Annotated in this window: 4 protein-coding genes; 2 read left to right on the top strand and 2 right to left on the bottom strand. The window is 67.8% G+C overall.

Features of this window, described 5'->3' with window-relative positions; all coding sequences use genetic code 11:
- Positions 1-938, bottom strand: a 938-nt coding sequence (locus tag HOV91_RS38685; protein ID WP_174190129.1) for a serine/threonine-protein kinase, incomplete at its 3' end; no start/stop codon positions are given.
- Between the two features lie 352 nt (positions 939-1290).
- On the opposite strand from HOV91_RS38685, the gene HOV91_RS38680 reads away from it, so the two are divergent.
- The gene (locus tag HOV91_RS38680; protein ID WP_174190128.1) at positions 1291-1671 is read left to right on the top strand and encodes a DUF1304 domain-containing protein; all 381 of its coding nucleotides are present in this window, start codon (positions 1291-1293) and stop codon (positions 1669-1671) included.
- A 466-nt stretch (positions 1672-2137) separates the two neighbouring features.
- Positions 2138-2497 carry a DUF4254 domain-containing protein gene (locus HOV91_RS38675; RefSeq protein WP_043728673.1) on the top strand — a complete coding sequence of 120 codons (360 nt, stop codon included), beginning with the start codon at positions 2138-2140 and terminating at the stop codon, positions 2495-2497.
- A 217-nt stretch (positions 2498-2714) separates the two neighbouring features.
- On the opposite strand, the gene HOV91_RS38670 is transcribed toward HOV91_RS38675, so the two are convergent.
- Positions 2715-3317: a DUF4126 domain-containing protein gene (locus HOV91_RS38670; RefSeq protein ID WP_174190127.1), complete on the bottom strand. Its 603-nt coding sequence runs from the start codon at positions 3315-3317 to the stop codon at positions 2715-2717.
- Positions 3318-3336 lie beyond the last annotated feature (19 nt).

The raw sequence follows: 3336 nt of genomic DNA, 5'->3' as shown, positions 1-3336 counted from the left end.
GTGCTGAGGTCTTCCGGGGCCGGTTGCTCGGCGGCGGGCAGCGTCATGTGCTCGATCGGCATGTCGTTGCCGCGCTGGACAGCGCGCAGCATCTCACCGAACGCGGCGGCCGAGGGCGGGCGGTCGGCGGGATCGTGTGCCATGCCCGCCTCGATGGCGGCGGCCACGTCGTCGGGGATGCCGTCGAGCCGCAGATCGGGGAGCGGGTCGGCCGCGATGCGCAGGAACTGCGCGACGATCTGCTCGCCGGAACGGCGCTCGTACGCCGCGTGCCCGGTGATCATGGCGAACAGCGTCGCGCCGAGCCCGTAGACGTCCGAGGCCACCGACGGTGTGCCCGAGCGCAGCACCTCCGGCGCGGTGAACGCGGGGGAGCCGGTCACCACTCCCGTTGTGGTCTCGAAACCGCCTTCCATCCTGGCGATACCGAAGTCGGTCAGTTGCGGTTCACCGTAGTCGGTGAGCAGGACATTGCCCGGTTTGATGTCGCGGTGCAGGATCCCGGCGCGGTGCGCGGTCTCCAGGGCGCCGGCCAGTTTGACGGTGATCCCGATCGCCTCGGGCAGCGGCAGGAAACCTTCGCGGCGGATGCGGTTCTCCAGGGAGCCCTGCGAATGAAACGGCATCACCAGGTAGGGCCGCCCGCTGCGGGTGGTGCCCACCTGCAGGATCGGCACGATGTTCGGGTGCCCGGACAGGGCGCCCATCGCCTGCTGCTCGCGCAGGAATCGTTCGACGTTCTCCGGCTCGAGCTCGGGGCGGGCGGTGAGGACCTTGACCGCGACGCTGCGATTGAGCGCCCGCTGCCGACAGCGATAGACCACGCCGAACCCGCCCTTGCCGATCACTTCGGGGTCGTCGAGACCCGCGCCCTCCAGTTCCTGCTCGATACCTGGAGGCCGATCGTGCTGCGTGGCGAACGGGTCCGAACCGGCCATGGCCCTGCTCTGTGTCAGAAGTCGGTAGTTCTGCGGTCAGTACCCAGTTTATGCCCGGCGAACCGCCGCCCATGTTATTACGTTTGATATAGATGGCGTGGTGAGGCGCGTGATACCGCGCTGTCGGGCTTCTCGGAACCAGGTTGCCAACTCGGGTCCGCAACACTTCTCGCGCACCAGGGAAGCGGCTGGCGGCTCGGGGCGAATGCCTCCGCACGGCGGCGTGTCGCCGGTGTGTTGCACGTGCTCGCACGGCTCGGGCCATAGGATGCCTCGGCGCGCCGGAGTCGCTCGGGTCGGCGGGAATCCGTGATCGGCGTCTTCCGGTCGGTGCGCTTCGTGAGGAGGTCGAATGCTCTGGGTGGTACAGGTGTTTGCCGTCGCGGCCGCTCTGCTCCATGTCGGCATCTTCGTCATGGAGTCCGTCCGGTTCACCGATCCCGCTGTGCACAAGGGGGTCTTCCGGGTTTCCGAAGCCGAACTACCCGCGGCCCGGCCGTGGGCGTTCAATCAGGGCTTCTACAACCTGTTCCTCGCGGTGGCGACGCTGGTCGGCGTAGCGATCCTGCGTTCGGTGCCGGAGGCGGGCTGGGCGCTGGTGCTATCGGGGTGCGGCTCGATGCTGGCCGCGGCTGTGGTGCTGGTTGCTCATGACCGCCGGTTCGTCAGAGGCGCCGTGGTGCAGGGCGCGCTGCCCGCGCTGACGCTGCTCGCGGCCGTGACCCAGCTCTGAGCATAGCCGGGTGGATGCCGGCAACCGAAGGTCGGTAACGGTAGGCGAATTCGAACCCGGCTGCGTGTGCGCGGGCGTGGAGTCGACCGGAGGTATGCGCGCGTAGAGGTGATCGGCGTCGTCTCCGGGGCGGCCGAGCGGCGGAGAAACCGCTCGACCGGTATGCCGAAAAGGGTTGCGGCGGGGGTGCTCTGGGCCTCCACACACTGTCAGGAGTCCTTTACCGCAGAAATGCGGACGCAATCTTGCGTTCTTGCATCTGTACGTGCATGATCCAGCTAGCCTAGTTGTGACAACCGATCCGATGACCGGGAAAACGGAATCGAGAGCCAATTATGTTGGTACAAAGCGCGTTGGTGTCGGGTGAACTCGGAGTACGGCGATGAGCGCGCCGACGGTCGGCGCCTTACCGACCGCGCCGCAATTGTTGTGTGCTTTCCAAGGGCGTCGTTTCCAAGACCGGGAACTGCTGCGGTCGGCACACGCACTCGCCGAGCTGCACCAGCGGCGTGCGCAAGTGCTGGACGCCGCACTCATCGACGAAATCGACTGTCGGCGCCGGGAACTCGTCGACGACATCAACGACTGGGTCGCGCAGGAGATTCCCCAGCATCGCAATGGGGCCTCGCTGCACACCGAAAGCCTCGGCGCCGTAGTGGATCGAATGGCGCGCAGCTGGGTGGACGCGAATCAGGTCATTCACACCGAGGGCGCGCGCAGCGACAATACCCATAAACATTGGTATCAACTAGCCGAACTCGTCGACGGGTACACTGATCTGGTAACCGACGTGGCCGGTGGCCGCCGCCGTTTGCCCGAACAATGAACTCGTCGCGACGGCGGTCTCGTCCGCGGTAGTGACACTGCCCCGCAGCGTCACACGTCCGAATGGCGACGTCCCGGCGCCGAGTCATCCGACCAGTGGCGTCAGCCGGGCCCTCATGTCGCCGGCACAGTGACGGCGGGCGCAACGGGGCGCCCCGCCCGGCGTGCCGCGTGGTCGACTGGCGCGGCACGCCCGTGACGATCCCGCTGCCCGGCAATCACTCCGCAACCAGTGCTCGGTCGCGCGCCGCCCGGCGGGCACGCCGCCGCTGGCGATAACGACGGATCCGGCTGGCGCAGAAGTACACCAGTATCAGGCCGAGAACGAGCAGAATCGCCGCGATCACCGCCGCGAGAACCGGGTGGAACACCGCGAGCGTGACAACGCCCGCCACGGTGACGTCCTCGGCGGTGCTGACCACGATGTTGCTGGCGGGCTCGGGAGAGGTGTTGACGGCCATTCGCGTCCCCGCCTTCACCAGATGGCTCACCAGCGCGGCCGTGCCGCCCACCGCGCCCGCGGCGAGTTCCGGGAGCGATCCGTCCTGCCCGGCCAGCAGCGCCGCGACCACGGCGCCCGCGACCGGCCGCACCACGGTGTGCAACGCGTCCCAGAACGAGTCGAGATACGGAATCTTGTCCGCCACCGCCTCGATCAGGAACAACACCGCCGCCGCGACCAGGACGTCGGTGCGCTGCAGCGCTTCCGGCACCGAATCGGCGAATCCGAACCGGCCGAAGAGCCCGAGCAGCAGGACCACCGCGTAGGCGTTCACACCGCTGGCCCAGCCCGCGGTGAAGATGAGAGGTAGTGCGGACACGGGCCCATGGTAGGGCGAC

Origin of the sequence: Nocardia barduliensis, from assembly GCF_013315795.1 — a bacterium.
Taxonomy (GTDB): Bacteria; Actinomycetota; Actinomycetes; order Mycobacteriales; family Mycobacteriaceae; genus Nocardia; species Nocardia barduliensis.
This window is presented reverse-complemented; position numbering and strand designations above follow the sequence as displayed.